Annotated in this window: 12 protein-coding genes, 6 tRNA genes and 2 pseudogenes; 9 read left to right on the plus strand and 11 right to left on the minus strand. The window is 60.7% G+C overall.

Going from position 1 to position 16140, the window contains the following annotated elements:
- Nucleotides 1–58 precede the first annotated feature (58 nt).
- The 4 genes from K5E37_RS03860 (at nt 59) to K5E37_RS03875 (ending at nt 4850) form a co-directional block, all read left to right on the plus strand.
- Entirely contained in the window at nt 59–829 is a 771-nt protein-coding gene (locus K5E37_RS03860) for a 2OG-Fe(II) oxygenase (RefSeq protein WP_221533174.1), read from the plus strand.
- 1 nt (nt 830) lies between these two features.
- Nucleotides 831–1469, plus strand: a complete 639-nt coding sequence (locus K5E37_RS03865) for a LysE family translocator (protein WP_011335460.1) — start codon at nt 831–833, stop codon at nt 1467–1469.
- A 173-nt stretch (nt 1470–1642) separates the two neighbouring features.
- The gene (gene cqsA / locus K5E37_RS03870) at nt 1643–2908 is read left to right on the plus strand and encodes an alpha-hydroxyketone-type quorum-sensing autoinducer synthase (RefSeq protein WP_221533175.1); all 1266 of its coding nucleotides are present in this window, start codon (nt 1643–1645) and stop codon (nt 2906–2908) included.
- Nucleotides 2909–3110: 202 nt separating this feature from the next.
- Entirely contained in the window at nt 3111–4850 is a 1740-nt protein-coding gene (locus tag K5E37_RS03875) for a dipeptidase (RefSeq protein WP_221533176.1), read from the plus strand.
- Nucleotides 4851–4976: 126 nt separating this feature from the next.
- On the opposite strand, the gene K5E37_RS03880 is transcribed toward K5E37_RS03875, so the two are convergent.
- The 6 genes from K5E37_RS03880 to K5E37_RS03905 form a co-directional block, all read right to left on the minus strand.
- Nucleotides 4977–5052: transfer RNA gene (locus K5E37_RS03880), tRNA-Gly, on the minus strand.
- A gap of 2 nt (nt 5053–5054) precedes the next feature.
- Nucleotides 5055–5130 (minus strand) — tRNA-Glu (locus tag K5E37_RS03885).
- A gap of 58 nt (nt 5131–5188) precedes the next feature.
- A tRNA-Gly gene (locus K5E37_RS03890) sits at nt 5189–5264 on the minus strand.
- 3 nt (nt 5265–5267) lie between these two features.
- Nucleotides 5268–5343: transfer RNA gene (locus tag K5E37_RS03895), tRNA-Glu, on the minus strand.
- A gap of 104 nt (nt 5344–5447) precedes the next feature.
- Nucleotides 5448–5523: transfer RNA gene (locus K5E37_RS03900), tRNA-Gly, on the minus strand.
- Between the two features lie 2 nt (nt 5524–5525).
- Nucleotides 5526–5601, minus strand: a tRNA-Glu gene (locus K5E37_RS03905).
- A gap of 388 nt (nt 5602–5989) precedes the next feature.
- Between K5E37_RS03905 and K5E37_RS03910 the strand changes: the two genes are divergently transcribed.
- Nucleotides 5990–6748 (plus strand): hypothetical protein, encoded by a 759-nt coding sequence (locus K5E37_RS03910; RefSeq protein ID WP_011335462.1) that lies wholly within the window; start codon nt 5990–5992, stop codon nt 6746–6748.
- Nucleotides 6749–7274: 526 nt separating this feature from the next.
- On the opposite strand, the gene K5E37_RS29635 is transcribed toward K5E37_RS03910, so the two are convergent.
- The 4 genes and pseudogenes from K5E37_RS29635 to K5E37_RS03925 all read right to left on the minus strand — a co-directional run bounded on the left by K5E37_RS29635 (nt 7275) and on the right by K5E37_RS03925 (nt 11705).
- Nucleotides 7275–8156, minus strand: coding sequence for a methyl-accepting chemotaxis protein (locus tag K5E37_RS29635; protein WP_371857318.1), 882 nt, complete (start codon nt 8154–8156; stop codon nt 7275–7277).
- A 27-nt stretch (nt 8157–8183) separates the two neighbouring features.
- Nucleotides 8184–9239: pseudogene (locus K5E37_RS29640) on the minus strand (methyl-accepting chemotaxis protein); the annotation flags it as partial.
- A 108-nt stretch (nt 9240–9347) separates the two neighbouring features.
- A complete protein-coding gene (locus tag K5E37_RS03920; RefSeq protein ID WP_221533178.1) occupies nt 9348–10748 on the minus strand; it encodes a PLP-dependent aminotransferase family protein in 1401 nt (466 codons plus the stop codon).
- Between the two features lie 195 nt (nt 10749–10943).
- Complete coding sequence (locus K5E37_RS03925) at nt 10944–11705, minus strand: SDR family oxidoreductase (protein WP_007917441.1); 762 nt, start codon at nt 11703–11705, stop codon at nt 10944–10946.
- Between the two features lie 228 nt (nt 11706–11933).
- Here K5E37_RS03925 and K5E37_RS03930 point away from each other — a divergent pair, with 228 nt between their 5' ends.
- Nucleotides 11934–12938, plus strand: a complete 1005-nt coding sequence (locus K5E37_RS03930; protein WP_085730437.1) for an NADP-dependent oxidoreductase — start codon at nt 11934–11936, stop codon at nt 12936–12938.
- A gap of 52 nt (nt 12939–12990) precedes the next feature.
- Here the strand turns inward: K5E37_RS03930 and pyrF are convergent, their stop codons facing one another.
- Nucleotides 12991–13689 carry an orotidine-5'-phosphate decarboxylase gene (pyrF, locus tag K5E37_RS03935; protein WP_007960372.1) on the minus strand — a complete coding sequence of 233 codons (699 nt, stop codon included), beginning with the start codon at nt 13687–13689 and terminating at the stop codon, nt 12991–12993.
- Nucleotides 13690–13984: 295 nt separating this feature from the next.
- Here pyrF and K5E37_RS03940 point away from each other — a divergent pair, with 295 nt between their 5' ends.
- From K5E37_RS03940 to K5E37_RS03950, 3 genes and pseudogenes are all read left to right on the plus strand, one after another.
- Nucleotides 13985–14734 carry a response regulator gene (locus tag K5E37_RS03940; RefSeq protein ID WP_085607468.1) on the plus strand — a complete coding sequence of 250 codons (750 nt, stop codon included), beginning with the start codon at nt 13985–13987 and terminating at the stop codon, nt 14732–14734.
- Entirely contained in the window at nt 14734–15783 is a 1050-nt protein-coding gene (locus K5E37_RS03945; RefSeq protein WP_221533179.1) for an ATP-binding protein, read from the plus strand. Before K5E37_RS03940 ends, K5E37_RS03945 begins: the two co-directional genes overlap by 1 nt.
- A gap of 110 nt (nt 15784–15893) precedes the next feature.
- Nucleotides 15894–16140: pseudogene (locus K5E37_RS03950) on the plus strand (histidine kinase); the annotation flags it as partial.

The following is a 16140-nucleotide window of genomic DNA, read 5'->3' on the forward strand; positions in this document are numbered from 1 at the left end:
CGCCGGGGGAACCGCGTTCGCCGGTTCCGTTGACTATTCGATAGATGGACCTGAAACCATGATGCTTGACGTCGAGCGTCTCGATGAGACGTGCATAAAAAAACTGGCCAACGAAGAAGTCCTCGCCATCCGCGTCAAGGGCTTTCTGCCCCAGGCGCAGGCGATCCAGATTGGCGACAAGATCCTCGCCCCCGGCTTCGAGGGCTACATCAACGCGCCCAGTATCGGTCGCATCGGCATGGCGTTCTACGAGGCGGAAAACCAGCCGCTGCTGATCGAAGACTACTTCGAGCGCGCCACCAGCAACATCGCCGAACTGCGCAACCGCTGCGCGCCCTACTCGTCGCCGGTCGACACCCTGCGCTGCATGCTCGACGAATCCTGGCCGGCGGGTGCCCATCTGGAAAACCTCTACGGTCGCAAGATGTATGTCGGCCTGTCCCGAGTGGTGAAACCGGGCGTGTGCTTTCTGGCCCATCACGACATCTTCGCCAAGGACGCCCCGGAGAGTTTCCAGGCCCGCAGTCTGGAGGCGCAGTTCGCCTGCAACGTCTACCTCAACATGCCGACCGAGGGCGGCGCGTTGCAGATGTGGGAAGACGACATTTCCCCGGACCAGTTCGATGAAATGCGCGGCGACAGCTACGGCATCGACCCGGCACTGCTCGGCCCGCCCGCCCTCGAAGTACGCCCGGAGCCGGGGGATTTCATCATGTTCAATTCGCGTCGCATGCACTCGGTAACGCCGGGCGTGGCCGATCCGCGCTTGAGCCTTTCGTTTTTTGTCGGCTATCGCGGCAATGCTTCACCCCTGACTTTCTGGAGCTGAAATGACATCGAATTACCTGGGCGAGTTTCTGGCGCTGGCCACCATCCACTTTCTGGCCGTGGTCGCTCCCGGCCCGGACTTCGCCGTGACCATCCGCCAGAGTGTACGTTTCGGCCGCTTGGTCGGCATCTGCACGGCATTGGGCATCGGCGCGGGAATTTCCGTGCACGTGCTGTACACCCTGCTGGGCGTCGGCGCCTTGATGCACACCACGCCCTGGCTGCTGACCGTCGCCAAAGTGGTCGGCGGCGCTTACATCCTTTACCTGGGCGTCAGCCTGATCCGCAGTAAACCCAAGACGACAATGGAAGGCGAAAAAACCAGCGACGAACCGCTGGTCGAGCAATCGCTGTTCAAGGCGTTTTCCACCGGTTTCCTGACCAACGCCACCAACCCCAAGGCCACGCTGTTTTTCCTGGCGATCTTCACCACGATCATCAGCGCCAGCACACCGCTGCAAATCCAGGCCCTGTACGGATTGTGGATGTGCGGGGTGAATGCGTTGTGGTTCGTGATCGTCGCGCTGTTCTTTTCCAGCAGCAAAGTGCGCGTGCTGTTCATGCGCATGGGCCACTGGTTCGAGCGCAGCATGGGGGTGATTCTGATCCTGTTTGCCGGGCGTCTGGTGTTGTCGATGTAAACCACCCACCAAAAAAAGGCTCGCACAGTCGGACTGGCGAGCCTTGTTTAATGAAGTCATTCGTCGGTTTTCTTCGCAGACTGTCAACTCTGACAGTAGCCGGAAAAGCGGATAAGGCATGTAGTTCGATCCACGGGGTACTCCCGCAGCCCCGTGCTGATAGGAACGCCATCATGCCGATTCATGAGCCATCCGTTCATTCTCCAAGCGAATCCGTTCATGCGGATCTGCCAGGCTTCGTGCAAAAACGAATCGAACGCCACACCATCGGTCGCGTTCAACAGCGCTGGGCGGGTCAGCACTTGTTGCGAGGTATACAGCCCTCACCCGGCGCGCTGCACCTGTCGAGCAACGACTACCTGAGTCTGACTAGCGAACATCATTTGATAGAGGCCCAGGCACAAGCCGTTCTCCAGGCTCGTCATCAATTGCTGATGTCGGCCGTTTTCCTTCATGGTGATACGCCCACGGCCCGACTGGAACAGCGATTGGCCCGATTCATGGGGGCCCGGAACGCTATTCTCTGCCAGTCAGGTTGGGCTGCCAACGTCGGGTTATTGCAGGCAATCGCCAGCGAGGATCATCCGGTCTATCTGGACATGAACGCCCATATGTCGCTTTGGCAAGGCGCACAGGCTGCGCGGGCGCGTCCGATTCCCTTCATCCATAACGATGCCGAGCATGCAGAACGGCAAATCAAAAAGAATGGGCAAGGGGTGATTGTCGTCGATGCGGTCTACAGCACCAACGGCAGCCTTTGTCCCCTGAAGGACTTTGCCGCTCTTGCCAAGCGCCGTGACTGCGTGCTGCTCGTCGACGAATCCCATTCTCTTGGCACACACGGCCCTGAGGGTGCAGGACTGGTTGCTCAGGAGCATTTATCTGGGAAAGTACACTTCCAGACCGCCAGCCTGGCCAAGGCGTTCGCCGGGCGTGCAGGACTGATCACTTGCCCGGATTCGTTCAAGGATTACTTCGCCACGGAGTCCTACCTCGCCATTTTCAGCTCCAGCCTGCGGGATAATGAATTGAGCTGGTTTGAACGCGCAGCGGACTTTCTGCAACACGCCGATGAACGACGAGACCGACTGCGCGCAGTCTCCCGCCTGGTCCGGACAGCCCTTGTGCAATTGGGCTATGACGTCAGCGCCGGCACGGAACAGATCATTGCATTACAGCCTGGACGAGAACTGCTCACGCTTCGGTTGCGCGATGCCTTACAGGCTCGCGGTATTTTTGGATCGGTTTTCTGCGCGCCGGCCACTGCGCTCAATCGCTCCCTGATGCGTTTCTCAATGAATTCGGAACTCACCGGGAAAGATGTCGAACGACTTGTCGGCGCCTGCGCCGAAATCAGGGATGAGGTCAGGTTGAAGGACTGGAAATGCGCCAGTTCGGCCGGGCATAGATCACCCATGACAGATCTGGAAAGTGACTGAAAATTTTCCATATTGACTGTCGGTCCCGTCCTAGACACTTCCAGCCGGCCTTTTTCGATTCTGCGCCGCTTTTGCATTTCTGTGCGACGCGTCCCACTTCGGGGGCTCCCCTATCACTCGCTGGTGGTGTTAGTTTGCGAAACCGTCTGACGCTTCCATCAGACACCTCCTACTCACTGCCTGCAAAGGAATGCCCTTAGCAATGGACTTTTCACTCAAGCAACTGGCCGCGTCGACGTTGATTCTGGCCAGCCTTTCGTCCGTCACACTGCTAGCCCACGCCAACCTTACCGAGCAGCAGAGTGCGACCATCCTCAAGACATTCAATGAGGCGAAGGTCAGCGACTTCAGAGCGTTTCTCGGCGATCTGGCCAAGAACGACCTGAGCAAGACCGACGATCTGCGTCCAGCCATCAGCGCCTTCCTCGACAACAAGACGCTGACCGCCGAACAACAGAACGAGATCCATCGCCTGCTCGGCCTCTACACCCGCGTGAAGTACGGCAAAGCTGCGCTGGAAACCCTGCGCGAACTGGTGGAAATCCCGACCTTCCGCAAGGACGGTGTCGATCAGCACGACAACCCCGAATTCATCAAGATCGCTGCCAAGATCAAAGCTCTGGCTGAGTCCTTCGGCCTGAACTACCGCAACATCGACAACCGCGTTTACGAAATCTCCCTCGACGGCAGCGGCAAGGATGTCGTCGGCATTCATGCTCACGCCGACGTGGTGCCGGTAACGCCGGAGAACTGGGTGCTGAAGGACGGCACCAAACTTGATCCGTTCAAGGTCACGCTGATCGGTGACCGCATGTACGGCCGTGGCACCGAGGACGACAAGAACGGCATCGTCGTGACGCTGTATGCCATGAAGGTGATCAAGGAAGAGAAACTGCCACTGGCGCGCAATTTCAAACTGCTGGTGGATACCACCGAAGAAACCACCGGTGACGCGATTCCTTACTACTTCGAACGCAACCCGACGCCGGAGTACAACCTGGCACTGGACGGTGGCTACCCGGTGGTGATTGCCGAGAAAGGCTACGGCACCGTCATGGCCAAGTTCGCCAAGCGCAAGGCCGAGGGCAAAGGCGCGGAAATCACTTCGATGACCGGTGGCCTGGCGACCAACCAGATTCCATCAGTTTCGGTCGTCACCCTGGTGACTGACAAACCTGCCGACCTGGCGGCCAGCCTGCAAAAGGCCGGCGCTGAATACGCCAAGCGCAATGGCGGCGATTTCGAAGTGAACGCCAAGGTCGATGGCAAAGACGTCAAACTCACCGTCACCGGTGTTTCCGCGCACTCGTCCGAGCCTGAATCCGGCGTCAACCCGGTCGCCCGCATGCTCGACTTCATTCACAGCGTGGACGGCAAAATCGCCTTCAAGCACAACCACATCACCGACGCTGCGCACTACGCCGCCGACAACTGGGGCCTGGATTACAAGGGCAGCAAGCTGGGCGTCGGTTTCGCCGATGACTTCATGGGCCCGCTGACCACCTCCCTGACCTACATCGGCATGGACGACAAAACCTTCAAACTCGCGGTCAACCTGCGCGTGCCGAAGGGCAAGTCGCCGGAAGTGCTCAAGACAGAAATCGCCGACAAACTGGCAGCCTGGAGCAAGAAGAACCATGTCGCGGTGAACTTCGACTATTCGATCGCCGAACCGATGTACCGCAACCCTGAAGGCGAGTGGGTCAAGGCACTGTTGGCCGTGGCCACCGAAAACCTCGGCATGAAACACGAGTTCGGCACCTCGGCCGGCGCCACCTCGGTGCATGAACTGCCGAACGGCGTGCAATTCGGTCTGGCACGACCGGAGGTCAAGTACACCGGTCACACCGATGGCGAGTTCAAGACCGTTGACCAGTTCCTGCTGGACCTGCAGATCGTCACCGAAATGATGGGACGCATCGGGCAATTGCCGAAGCTCTGATCGCGTATCGGGCCCGCCACATTGGCGGGCCCACAAAAAAAGGACCTCGCGGTCCTTTTTTATTGCGCGACAAAAAACGCACAAACAAAAACGCCGCTCATCACTGAGCGGCGTTTTTGTTGAATATGGAGCGGGAAACGAGACTCGAACTCGCGACCCCGACCTTGGCAAGGTCGTGCTCTACCAACTGAGCTATTCCCGCAATGGCGTCCCCTAGGGGACTCGAACCCCTGTTACCGCCGTGAAAGGGCGGTGTCCTAGGCCACTAGACGAAGGGGACAGGCTACAACTTTCACTAATAAAAACGCCGCTCTTTGCAAAGCGGCGCTTTTTGAATTTGGAGCGGGAAACGAGACTCGAACTCGCGACCCCGACCTTGGCAAGGTCGTGCTCTACCAACTGAGCTATTCCCGCAAATGGCGTCCCCTAGGGGACTCGAACCCCTGTTACCGCCGTGAAAGGGCGGTGTCCTAGGCCACTAGACGAAGGGGACACGCTACCCGGAACACATGGTGTGTGTTTCGGTGTCCAGATCCGTCTCCGAAGATTGGGTTCTGGTTTCACTCAGCACCGCCCGAAAGCGTTGCTGTTTAAAATTGGAGCGGGAAACGAGACTCGAACTCGCGACCCCGACCTTGGCAAGGTCGTGCTCTACCAACTGAGCTATTCCCGCATTGGCGTCCCCTAGGGGACTCGAACCCCTGTTACCGCCGTGAAAGGGCGGTGTCCTAGGCCACTAGACGAAGGGGACACACTACAACATTCACTCCCTGCAGCGTTTCGCTGTGTGCTTTACGCTGCAAGTGGCGCGCATTCTATGGATGGATTGAAAGGTCGTCAACCCCCAGATATAAATTTATTTAAATCAATGACTTCGACCTGCTTTACCAGCCGTTTCAGGCTTTTGCGTCGCCCGACGATTGACGCCTATATTCCGACACTCGCCAAGGCGTTATAGTCCACGGCACAGGTGATGGCAATCTGCACCCCAAGGGCCAGCATTTATATAAGCCGGTTCCTGGCCGATACAGATTCAGCTTCGCCGATCCAAACCCGTCGAGCGGCGCTAGGCTCCTCTATGCCAAGCCACTACACTCGCACGCGAACCCTATAAAGAGGTCTTACCGGTGACACCACTCATGATCACCCTGCTAGTCATAGCCGGGATCGCAATCTTGATCGCCATTGGCTACATGAACCATGTGGTGGAAAACACCAAACTGGAGAAGGCCCGCACCAAGGTCGAACTCAACGACCGCCTGCGCCGTTGCGGCGAACTGACCGAAACCTTCCCCGGCCAGTTCATGACCCCGGCCCTCAAGCTGCTGCTGACCCGCCTTGAGCTGAACGTCTGCCAGCGCCTGCTGAACCTGGAAAAGACCAGCGCCACCACCAAGGCCCGCATCACTGAACTCAGCGCCCTCGTCGCCCAGGGCGAATCGATCCCGGTCAACAACCCACCGGCCCCGATCCAGACCGAAGCCAAGGCCAAAGACGTCCGCTTCCTCCTCGAAGCCCTCCACGGCCAGATCACACGCGCCGCCCAGGACGGCTTCCTGCCACCGAACGAAGCCAAACACTGGATCCGCGAGGTACGCCACATCCTCGTGCTGCTGCACATCGAATTCTTCAACAACCTAGGCCAGCACGCCCTCCAGCAAAACCAGCCAGGCCAGGCCCGCCTCGCCTTCGAACGCGGCGTGCAATACCTGCGCAAACAGCAGGACCCGCAAATCTACGCCGAACAACTCCAATACCTGGAAAAACTCCTGGCCCGCGCCAACGCCCAGGTCATGGACAAAATCGCCCCGGTCGAAGGCGAAGAAAACCAACTGACTGCCGGCCTCAAAGATGTCGAGGCTGATGCGGACTGGAAGAAGAAAGTAATTTACGACTGAGTGCTTGCAGAGAGAGAAGCCACCGAGAGGTGGCTTTTTTATTGGCTGATGATCAGAAATGAATCCAAAACCGCCATCGCCAGCAAGCTGGCTCCCACGGAAAAGCAAAAGCAGCCCGCAGGCGCTTCTCGCTTCTCGCTTCTCGCTTCTCGCTTCTCGCTTCTCACCACTCAACACGATGAGCGTTAGCTCAAGTACCGCTTTTGACGTGCCGGCCCCATCGGAAGGCTGAGTGGAGGGATTTATCCGGGGGTGGGAGCGCAGCGACCGTGCGGCGCAGCCGCATGCATCGAGAGGAGGTGCAGCGAAGCAAACCGTAGGCGATGCCCCCGGATGAATCCCGTAACGAAGGAACCCCGAGCCCCAGCGAGGGGCCGAACGCCGGGGCCCAGCCTTTTGGTTCCTTTTTGGCGTTTGAAAAAGGGACTCGCCGTAAGGGCGAAACCGCCAGCGGCAGCACCCGCAGAAACGGATATGAACGCAATAAAACGGGAACCTGGTCGGCCCAAAGGCCGCCAAGTCCAAATCAAAGCCGAAAATGCCCCACCATCCCCTTGAGCTCACTCCCCAACTGCGCCAGCTCAACACTCGAAGCCGCATTCCCCCGCATCGCAATCGAAGACTGATCCGCACTCGCCCGAATACTCGTCACACTGCGATTGATCTCCTCCGCCACCGAACTCTGCTCCTCGGCCGCCGCCGCAATCTGCTGATTCATCTGCTGAATCAACGAAACCGCCGCCGCAATACTCCCCAACGCACTCTCGGTCTGCAACGCATCACTCACCGCCAGCTTCACCAGCTCACCACTGCTCTGAATCTGCTGCACCGACGAATGCGCCGCTGAACGCAAGGCGCTGACCAGCCGCTCGATCTCCTCGGTCGACTGCTGCGTGCGCCGGGCCAGCGCCCGCACCTCATCGGCGACCACCGCAAAGCCCCTGCCCTGCTCGCCCGCCCGCGCCGCTTCGATCGCCGCGTTGAGCGCCAGCAAGTTGGTCTGCTCGGCGACACTCTTGATCACCCCCAGCACTGTGCCAATGTTCTGGATTTCCGCACTGAGGCTTTCGATGCTCGAACTGGCCGACGTCGCCGAATCCGCCAGTTGCTCGATCCGCGCCATGCTCTGGCGCACCACCTGCTGGCCGCTTTCGACCTTGCCATCGGCGGTCTGCGCCGCGAGCGCCGCCTCTTCGGCATTGCGCGCCACATCGTGGACGGTGGCGGTCATCTGGTTCATCGCCGTGGCGACCTGTTCGGTTTCCTCTTTCTGGCTGCTGACCTCAAGGTTGGTCTGTTCAGTCACCGCCGACAGCGATTGCGCCGAACTCGCCAGCTGTTCGATCCCCGCCTGCAACCCGCTGACAATCGTGCTCAAACCCGCGCCCATCTGCTGCATGGCCAGCATCAACTGACCGATTTCGTCACGCCGGGAGACCTCGATCGTTGCGCTCAGATCACCGGCCGCAATCTGTTGCGCCACATGAATCACGCTGCGCAACGGTGCAACGATCAACCGGGTAATCACCCACGCCGCAATCAGCCCCACCAGCAACGCCAGCGCCGATGAGCCAATGATCAGCACCGAATTCTTTTTCAGTTCGCCCTGCATGGCGCCGTCTTGCGCGACATACGCCTGATCGACCCGCGCCACGACTTCGTCGGCCCGCTGGTGCAACTGCTGGTAGACAGTCTTTTCCTGGGCCAGCAACCCGGTGTACTCGGCAAGTTTGTCGCTGAAACCGGCAATGTGCCCGGAGACCTCATTGAGCACCGTCAGGTAACCCTCGTCCTTGACCGTGGACTTGAGCTGCTCAGCCTGCGCCTGGGCTTGCGCAGCCTGCTCGATATTGCCCTGGCCGGCGCTGTCGTCACCCTTGCGGCTTTGATCCAGGCGCACCCTCGCTTCGTTCATCGCCTGCAACATCAAGCGTGAGACCTGACTGACCTGTCCGGCCTGCTCGATGAATTGCGCCCCGTCCTTGCCCTCGCTGTCTTTCAGGGTGTACGCGCCGTCGTCGGCCAGACCGGCCTGCAACACATCGAGATTGTTGGCGACGCTGGACACCGACCAACTGGCCATTTCCAGCGCCAGGTCCTTGGCCTGGGACAACGAGACGAACTCATCGAATGCCTTGCGGTACGCGCCCAATGACTGTTGGACGTCGTTCATGACCGACTCATTGCCCGGCGACAAAATCTTGAGCTGGTCGGCCATGGCGATCAGACCGTCGACCCCCTCGTGCAAGGCATCAACGGTTTTCGGGTTGCCGTGCAAGGCGTAGTCCTGCTCCAGCAGCCGCACCTTGAGCAGGCCACTGTTGAGCGACGACATCTGTTTGAGGCCGTCGAAACGCTGACTGATGGTTTGCAGGGACCAGACGCCAATGGCTGCCACCAGTGCAGTCAGCAGCAACACCAGCACAAACCCGATACCCAGTTTTTTTGCCATACCGAGGTTGGCAAAACGTCCTTGCACGGCCGAAATCATTGCGCGTAGTCCCCTGCCATAGTCTGTTGTCGAAGATTCGCAACGGCCTTGAACCAGCACAAGTCTCTGGCGTCGGAATAATGGCAAAAAGCTACGCACGCGTCGTTTTCAGAACGCTTGAGGTCGATCCACGGTGGTGCTGCGAAAAAACTGTCGTGCCCGGGGATCACAGGCGTAAGCCACGTTGATGCGCTGCCAGTCGCAGGCTTCGCCACTGGGGCTGAACGACGTTGCACAAGACAGCTGCACCCCGCAGCGCAAGGCATGCCTGCGCAAGTGCGCCTCATCGGCCAGCGGCGCGCGCGCCCAGATGAACAGGCCGCCCGTGGGCTTGCCGAACACTTCCCAGTCGGCATCTTCCAGAGCCTGCAACGCAGCCGCACGATCAGTGTTGAGACGCTGGCGCTGGCGCTGCACCAGTTTGCGATAGGCGCCGCTGGCCAGCATCCCGGCCAGCACTGCTTCACAGAACCTCGAAGTGCCCATGCAACTGATCATCTTGACCCGCGCCATCCGCTCGATAAGCTCGCCGTCGGCCAACACGAATCCCACCCGCAGCGAGCTGCTCAGGGTCTTGGAAAAACTGCCGACGTAAATCACCCGTCCCTCGTCATCCAGCGCTGCCAGTCGAGTGCCGCTGCCGTTATGCAGGTCAGCGTAGACATCATCTTCGATCAGCCGCAGATCGTAGAGCCTGCTCAACTCCAGAATGCGTCGCGCGACCGCCGGCAACAGGCAGCTGCCCGTGGGATTGTGGTGGTGACTGTTGATGAACAACGCGGTGGGCCGAAACTGCTGCAGCAACGCTTCGAGCGCCTCGACATCCGGCCCGCCCGGCGTGCGGCGAACCTCCAGCATGCGCACGCCGTGCAAGCGCAGGAGATCGAACAGCGGCGCATAACCGGGGGTCTCGACCACCACGCAATCACCGGCCTTGAACAGGGTACGCACGATCAGATCCAGCCCGTGGCTGGCGCCGGCGGTGGTCATCACCTGCTCTTCAACGGCCTTGATACTCAGCAATCCCAGGCGCTTGATGATCTGTTCGCGCAACGCCGGCAATCCCAGAGGCGTGCTGTAGTTGAACAGGCTGGCCATGTCGGCGCGCGTCACCTCGCGAATCGCATAGGCGAGATCATCGGGCTCGCGCCAACTCTCTGGCAGGACGCCACTTCCCAGCGTCAAACCGCTGCGCCATCTGGCGGCGGGATCGCCCCCGCTGCGCTCCCCCTCACACCCGGAGCCATCGATCGCCTTGCAGCACCCGGGCAACGAAGCCGCCACCATGAATCCCGAGCCCTGCCGCGAGGCCAGTACCCCTTGCGCCACCAGGCGCTCGCAAGCCTCCATGACGCAGGACTGGCTGAGCAGATTGCACCGCGCAATCTCTCGCACGGAGGGCAGACGCGTCGTCGGCGGCACCTGGCCCTGCATGATCCACTCGGTCAACCCGTCAACAATCTGCTGTACGACCGGCACCATTGCCAGTCGGTCAATTCTCAATTCCATGAGCACGCAAACTCCTGTCCGTTTTGCTGGCGGCAGTAAATCACAGCCACGCCCTTGAGGCTGTGCGACAAAACCGCCAAAAGCCTCCGTTCTCACCATTTGAAACACATTGTTTAGCGGATTCACGGAACCGCTCCCGAGGCGAAAAAAAACCCGCCGGTGGGCGGGTCCTTTTTTGTATCAGTCGACGCTTCCTTAGAAGGCGGTCACGCCGCCATCCACTGCCAGCGAATGGCCAGTGGTGAAGGCCGCACCATCGCTGCACAGGTACAGCACGGCGCTGGCAATCTCCTCGACCTTGCCGATGCGACCGACCGGGTGCATGGCGTTGGCGAATTCGCCTTTCTTCGGGTCGGCCTCATAAGCACGGCGGAACATGTCGGTGTCGATCACCGCCGGGCATACGGCGTTGACGCGGATTTTCTTCTTGGCGTATTCGATCGCAGCCGATTTGGTCAGGCCGATCACCGCATGCTTGGAAGCCGCGTAGATGCTCATCTTCGGCGCAGCGCCCAATCCAGCCACCGACGCAGTGTTGACGATCGCCCCGCCGCCCTGAGCCAGCAGCAACGGCAGCTGATACTTCATGCACAGCCAGACGCCCTTGACGTTGACACCCATGATCGCGTCGAACTCGTCCATCGAGCCTTCGGCCAGTTTGCCCTTCTCGATCTCGATCCCGGCGTTGTTGAAGGCATAGTCGAGACGGCCGTAGGTATTGATCACCTCGTCCATCAGATTTTTCACTTCGCTTTCGACGGTCACGTTGCAGCGCACGAAGGTCGCTTCGCCGCCGGCTGTACGAATCAGCGCCACGGTGCCCTCGCCCCCGGCCGCATCCAGATCGGCCACCACCACTTTCAGACCTTCGGCGGCGAATGCCTGGGCCGTCGCGCGGCCGATGCCGTTGGCCGCGCCGGTGACGACGGCTACCTGACCGGAAAACGTCATGCTCATTGTTATGTCCTCGAATGCGGGGGGATTGATGAAGGCAGCATAGCCACAGGGGCCTGAGTGACGTCAGCACTATCAAAAGGCCGGTTAGGCTTGCATGAATCGCAGTGATGAAACCCCGCCGGGGACTATCACCGTACTGGATCAACCTGCATTCGCCCCGTGAGCCAACCTTGCGGCATCGCGCATGAAGGTCTATCAACAAGGCTTCATTCAATTCGAGTGCCTGTCATGACCAACCAGACCAATCGCCAGTTCCTGCTCGCCAAACGCCCGGTGGGCGCCGCCACCCGCGAGACCTTCACCTATCAGGAAGTACCGGTCGGCGAGCCGGCGGCGGGGCAGATTCTGGTCAAGAACGAATACCTGTCCCTCGACCCGGCCATGCGCGGCTGGATGAACGAAGGCAAATCCTACATTCCGCCGGTGGGTCTGGGCGAAGTCATGCGCGCGCTGGGCGTAGGCAAAGTCGTCGCGTCAAACAATCCGGGGTTTGCCGTCGGCGACTACGTCAACGGTGCCATTGGCGTGCAGGATTATTTCCTCGGCGAGCCAAGAGGTTTCTACAAGGTCGATCCGAAACTGGCACCGCTGCCGGTTTATTTGTCCGCACTGGGCATGACCGGCATGACCGCCTACTTCGCCCTGCTCGATGTCGGCGCACCGAAAGCCGGCGACACCGTGGTGTTGTCCGGTGCAGCGGGCGCGGTCGGCAGCATTGCCGGGCAGATTGCCAAGATCAAAGGTTGCCGGGTGATCGGCATCGCCGGCGGCGCCGACAAGTGCAAGTTCCTGATCGATGAACTGGGCTTCGACGGCGCCATCGACTACAAGAGCGAAGACGTGCTCGCCGGCCTCAAGCGCGAGTGCCCGAAAGGCGTGGATGTGTATTTCGACAACGTCGGCGGCGACATCCTCGACGCGGTGCTGAGCCGCCTGAACTTCAAGGCGCGTGTGGTGATCTGCGGCGCGATCAGCCAGTACAACAACAAGGAAGCGGTCAAAGGCCCGGCCAACTACCTGTCGCTGCTGGTCAACCGCGCGCGGATGGAAGGCTTCGTGGTGATGGATTACGCCGCGCAGTACGCCAGCGCCGCCCAGGAAATGGCCGGCTGGATGGCCAAGGGTCAGCTCAAGAGCAAGGAAGACATCGTCGAAGGCCTGGAAACCTTCCCCGAGACCTTGGGCAAACTGTTCAGCGGCGAGAACTTCGGCAAACTGGTGTTGAAGGTCTGAAAACAAAGAAGGGAGCCATCGGGCTCCCTTCTTTGATGCTTCAGCTGTTCACTCAGGCCAGTTCGGCAACCACCGAGGCCAGCGCCTTGGCCGGATCCGCCGCCTGGCTGATCGGACGGCCAATCACCAGATAGTCGGAACCGGCATCCAGCGCCTGACGCGGGGTCAGGATGCGGCGCTGGTCGTCCTGGGCACTGCCGGCCGGACGAATCCCCGGGGTCACCAGTTGCAGCGACGGGTGCGCGGTTTTCAGCGCCGTGGCTTCCAGCGCCGAGCACACCAGACCGTCCATCCCGGCCTTCTCGGCCAGTGCCGCCAGACGCAGCACCTGCTCCTGCGGCTCGATGTCCAGACCGATACCCGCCAAATCCTCACGCTCCATGCTGGTCAGCACGGTCACGCCGATCAGCAACGGCTGCGGGCCGCTGCGCTTGTCCAGCTCTTCACGGCAGGCCGCCATCATGCGCAGGCCGCCGGAGCAGTGAACGTTGACCATCCACACGCCCATCTCGGCAGCGGCCTTGACCGCCATCGCCGTGGTGTTGGGAATGTCGTGGAATTTAAGGTCCAGGAATACTTCAAAACCCTTGTCACGCAGGGTGCCAACGATTTCCGCAGCGCAACTGGTGAACAGTTCCTTGCCCACTTTGACCCGGCACAGTTTCGGGTCCAACTGGTCGGCCAGCTTCAGTGCGGCGTCACGGGTAGGGAAATCCAGGGCGACGATGATAGGAGTCTGGCAGGCGGACATGGATGGGCTCTCAGGCAAGTCGAAATCGGCGCGCATTGTAGCGGAACCGGCGGCGGCGCGGCACCCGATGATCGGTAAATCGTCGCGCCAACCGTGATCAGCATAGCCTTGCAGGGTATTGTGTCGAACCCGATACACAACCGACACGCCGGCAACATGCGCCCGCGCTAGCCTCGCCAGCCGCAACAAGTCCTTACAGCAGCCCTTCCCGCCTCACGGCCGGACGCCTATGCTGAAACCACAACCTCGCAGCCTATCTTTGTGGTTGGCGGCCTACTGGCAGATGAACAGCCTCATGCACAACTCCCAAGCTTCCGTGAACGACGAGCAGAAAGACGACAAGCGCTGGAGCATCCGTGCCCTGATCGTCGACGATGACGTGCCGATCCGCGAACTGATGATCGACTACCTGGCCCGCTTCAACATTCACGCCAGCGGCGTCACCGACGGCGCGGCCATGCGCCAGGCGATGCAGGCCGAACATTTCGACGTGGTGGTGCTCGACCTGATGCTGCCCGGCGAAGACGGTCTGTCGCTGTGCCGCTGGCTGCGCGCTGAATCGGACATCCCGATCCTGATGCTCACCGCCCGCTGCGAACCCACCGACCGGATCATCGGCCTGGAACTGGGCGCCGATGACTACATGGCCAAACCGTTCGAACCTCGGGAGCTGGTGGCGCGGATCCAGACAATTCTGCGCCGGGTGCGCGACGATCGCACCGAACAGCGTGCGAACATTCGCTTCGACAACTGGCGCCTGAACAGCGTCCTGCGCCAGTTGATCGCCGACGATGGTCTGGTGGTGCCGCTGTCCAACGCCGAATTCCGCCTGCTCTGGGTGTTCATCGAACGTCCGCGCCGGGTGCTCAGCCGCGAACAGTTGCTGGACGCCGCCCGTGGCCGCTCGATCGAAGCCTTCGACCGCAGCATCGACCTGCTGGTCTCGCGCCTGCGGCAAAAACTCGGCGACGATCCGAAAGCCCCGCAGTTGATCAAAACCGTACGCGGTGAAGGCTACCTGTTCGACGCGCGAGACATCGGCTGATGCGGGCGCGCTTCGACACGCTGTTCGGCCGTCTGTTCGGCGTGCTGTTGGTGGCGATCGTCCTGGCGCACTTGCTGGCCTTTGCATGGTTCCGCCTCTACGGTCCGCCGCCACCACCTCCGCCGCCGGAGTTCTCGGAAACCATCGACGGCAAACAGCCGCCGCAGGATCCACGCTACCCGCCCCGTCCGCCGCGCCCCTGGTTCGGCGGACCGATCGTGCCGCTGACCTTCCAGTTCATCTCGCTGATCATCGCCGCCTGGTACGGCGCCAAGCTGCTGACCCGGCCGATCCAGCGCCTGAGCGATGCAGCCGAGCGCCTGAGCGAAGACCTCGACAGCCCGCCGCTGGACGAAACCGGCCCCCGGGAAGCCCGGCAGGCCGCACACACGTTCAACCTGATGCAACACCGCATCCGCGAACAGGTGCAGCAACGGGCGCGGATGCTCGGCGCCGTCTCCCACGACCTGCGCACCCCGCTGTCGCGGCTGAAACTGCGCCTGGAAAACATCAACGACGACAAGCTGCAAGGCCAGATGCGCCAGGATCTGGACGACATGATCGGCATGCTCGACGCCACCCTCACCTACCTGCACGAACAGCGCACCAGCGAAGCCTTGCAATTGATGGACGTGCAGGCATTGGTCGAATCACTGTGCGAAAACGCCCAGGATCAAGGTGCCGACGTGCAGGTCAGCGGCCACTGCGCCCCCTTGCAGGTACAACCAATGGCGCTGCGCTCGTGCATCAACAACCTGATGGACAACGCCCTGCGCTACGCCGGCCAAGCGCACATCGAACTGCAAGACCAGCGCGAACAACTGTTGATCCGCGTCATCGACCACGGCCCGGGCATCGCGGCAGACAAGCGTGAAGCCGTATTCGAACCGTTCTTCCGCCTCGAAGGCTCACGCAACCGCAACTCCGGCGGCGTCGGCCTGGGCATGACCATCGCCCGGGAAGCCGCGCAACGCCAGGGCGGACAACTGACCCTGACAGAAACACCCGGCGGCGGCCTGACTGCCGTAATCCAACTGCCCCGCCACTGATCCCGACTGTGTACCGACCGGTACAAACCCCACATACCCACGACACCTTGCGACTGGAGGCTGCATAAGCCGGTACACCCACCGGTTTTCCAGTCCAAGGAGTGAGCCCGATGATCGGTAGCGTCAGCAACTACACGAGCTATACCAGCACCAGCAGCACCTCCACCCAGAACGCCCGCAGCCAGCAACTGCAAAAGGAACTGTTCGCCAAACTCGACAGCAATGGCGACGGCGCGGTGGATCAGGACGAACTGGGCAGCGCCCTGTCGCAAAAGTCCAACGACGGCCTGCTGGTCAGCCTGAGCAAACAATTCGGCGATCTGGACAGCGATTCCAGCGGCAGCCTCAGCGCCGAAG

It is taken from the genome of Pseudomonas sp. RIT778 (assembly GCF_019718735.1).
Classification (GTDB): Bacteria; Pseudomonadota; Gammaproteobacteria; order Pseudomonadales; family Pseudomonadaceae; genus Aquipseudomonas; species Aquipseudomonas aphyarum.

Bases quoted from the DNA above. Each gene is read 5' to 3' on its own strand.
- K5E37_RS03860 (WP_221533174.1), top strand. From the start codon at position 59: ATGATGCTTGACGTCGAGCGTCTCGATGAGACGTGCATAAAAAAACTG.
- K5E37_RS03865 (WP_011335460.1), top strand. From the start codon at position 831: ATGACATCGAATTACCTGGGCGAGTTTCTGGCGCTGGCCACCATCCAC.
- cqsA (WP_221533175.1), top strand. From the start codon at position 1,643: ATGCCGATTCATGAGCCATCCGTTCATTCTCCAAGCGAATCCGTTCAT.
- K5E37_RS03875 (WP_221533176.1), top strand. From the start codon at position 3,111: ATGGACTTTTCACTCAAGCAACTGGCCGCGTCGACGTTGATTCTGGCC.
- K5E37_RS03910 (WP_011335462.1), top strand. From the start codon at position 5,990: ATGATCACCCTGCTAGTCATAGCCGGGATCGCAATCTTGATCGCCATT.
- K5E37_RS29635 (WP_371857318.1), bottom strand. From the start codon at position 8,156: ATGCTGGCCATGCAGCAGATGGGCGCGGGTTTGAGCACGATTGTCAGC.
- K5E37_RS03920 (WP_221533178.1), bottom strand. From the start codon at position 10,748: ATGGAATTGAGAATTGACCGACTGGCAATGGTGCCGGTCGTACAGCAG.
- K5E37_RS03925 (WP_007917441.1), bottom strand. From the start codon at position 11,705: ATGAGCATGACGTTTTCCGGTCAGGTAGCCGTCGTCACCGGCGCGGCC.
- K5E37_RS03930 (WP_085730437.1), top strand. From the start codon at position 11,934: ATGACCAACCAGACCAATCGCCAGTTCCTGCTCGCCAAACGCCCGGTG.
- pyrF (WP_007960372.1), bottom strand. From the start codon at position 13,689: ATGTCCGCCTGCCAGACTCCTATCATCGTCGCCCTGGATTTCCCTACC.
- K5E37_RS03940 (WP_085607468.1), top strand. From the start codon at position 13,985: ATGCACAACTCCCAAGCTTCCGTGAACGACGAGCAGAAAGACGACAAG.
- K5E37_RS03945 (WP_221533179.1), top strand. From the start codon at position 14,734: ATGCGGGCGCGCTTCGACACGCTGTTCGGCCGTCTGTTCGGCGTGCTG.